We start from the raw sequence: 1,372 nt of genomic DNA on the forward strand, positions 1-1,372 counted from the left end.
GGGCTAAGGGTCAAAACGTGGGTCTTATTCGCGCGTGTTGTTGGCGTGTTGGTAGGTTAGTGTGAGCGTCCGGCCCAGCCGGTTCTGATGCCGAACCCGCTTTCGTAGGCGTCGACGCCGGTGGCGGGTAGTTGCACGTCGGTCATGGTGCCGGGCTCGGGCCCGTCGTCCTCGATCGTTTTCCTGCTTGTGGTTTTCCAATGCTCGGGGGTGATGAGCGACATGGGGTCGGGATCCTTCGTGAGCATGTATACCGTCCATTCGCAGCAGCGTCTCATGTGCGCCTCGGACAGGCCCCGGTGATGGTCGAGGGTTCGTTTGACGACGGCGTTGACGCCGCCCTCCAACTGGTTCGTGGTCGACGGCAACGCCCCATCATCCTTCGTGGCGTCGGGGTCGCAGAACGCGAACAGCATCCCGTCGCGGTTGAGTTTGACGAGCCGGAAGTAGGCGCGGCGCAGCCGCTCGTGCGTCCACCACCACTTGCGGCCCCTGGCGTGGACGGGATCGTCCGCGGCCCTGGTGCGCTCCTTGAGATAGTCGCCGTGCTTTCCGTGCCACCGGTTGAGATCCGTAAGCCATGCGGCCGCCTCGTCCGCCGATTTCACCTTGGTGAGTCTGCGCGCGAGTTCGAGCAGTGTCCTGCCGGCCTCGCTCTTGGGCCTGTTGGTCAGGTCGACGCGCGTGTTGCGCAGCGCGTGCACGAGGCAACGCTGCACGGGAATCCCCTTCCAACGGGTTTCGGCGGCCGTCAGACATCCTTGCCCTCCGTCGCACACCAGCAGGCCGGGCCGTTCCACCCCCGCGAACAACCGCCGGTAGGCCATGGTCGTCTCCCCGGAACACCACTGCATCGCGAGCGGCCGCCCGTCGTCGCCGGTGGCGATGAGCAGGCACCAGCCGTAGGGAACGTACGTGCCATCCGCCATCACATACCGGTGAACCCGCAAGACCGGCGGCAGGGACGGCTCCACGTTCCAGCACCACGCGATCCTCCGAGCGAACTCCCTGCGTTTCAACCCCAGGCCCGCGGCGGCCTCGCTCATGGACCGCTTGCCCGTGATCCACGCGATGAACGCGCGGAACTCCGCCATGCGCGCCGAGTCCTCCCGTTGCATGGTCGAACTCAGCCGGCACGCGTCGCACTTCCAGCGCTGCGCCCCCGCTTTCGTGAATCCCTTCTTACGCATCGGCCTGCCGCACACGGGACATCTTCTCGCCTTCGAAGACTTGGGTCTGCTCATGGAACAAGCCAACCCGAAAAGTCAAGCACCCCGCCGGATTAACACCCAAAACGTTAATCACACCCCGACACGCAAGACCGGAGAACACCTCACCACGGATTTAAGACCCACGTTTTGACCCTTAACCC

General features: G+C 64.6%; 1 protein-coding gene. It reads right to left on the minus strand.

Going from position 1 to position 1,372, the window contains the following annotated elements:
- Positions 1-56: 56 nt before the first annotated feature.
- Positions 57-1,244: an IS1249 family transposase gene (locus KIH77_RS10365; RefSeq protein WP_219101605.1), complete on the minus strand. Its 1,188-nt coding sequence runs from the start codon at positions 1,242-1,244 to the stop codon at positions 57-59.
- Positions 1,245-1,372 lie beyond the last annotated feature (128 nt).

The sequence above is a fragment of the Bifidobacterium pluvialisilvae genome, from assembly GCF_019331695.1.
Classification (GTDB): domain Bacteria; phylum Actinomycetota; class Actinomycetes; order Actinomycetales; family Bifidobacteriaceae; genus Galliscardovia; species Galliscardovia pluvialisilvae.